The 255-nt window shown below is 62.0% G+C and carries 1 protein-coding gene; it reads right to left on the minus strand.

The window, feature by feature from the left end:
* Positions 1-255, minus strand: a 255-nt coding sequence (locus SB753_RS39290) for a GNAT family N-acetyltransferase (protein ID WP_410805452.1), incomplete at both ends; no start/stop codon positions are given.

The raw sequence follows: 255 nt of genomic DNA on the forward strand, positions 1-255 counted from the left end.
CTGCGGATGGCGGCGCGCTCGAAGAGCTTCGTGCCGATACCCTGGCCGCGCACGCTTTCCGACACCGACACGCCGAATTCAGCGGTGCGTGTATCGCCTTCAGCCGGCAGATACGCCAGATGGCCGGCGCCGACTAGTTGCAGTTGACGGTCGAATACGCCGAACACGGTGTCGCGGCTGAAATCCAGCATGCGAACATAGTTTTCGATGACGTGATCCGGCGTGACCTGACCAAAGCGCAGCAGGCGATCGTCT

This window comes from Paraburkholderia sp. SIMBA_053, assembly GCF_046534895.1.
GTDB classification, from domain to species: Bacteria; Pseudomonadota; Gammaproteobacteria; order Burkholderiales; family Burkholderiaceae; genus Paraburkholderia; species Paraburkholderia caledonica.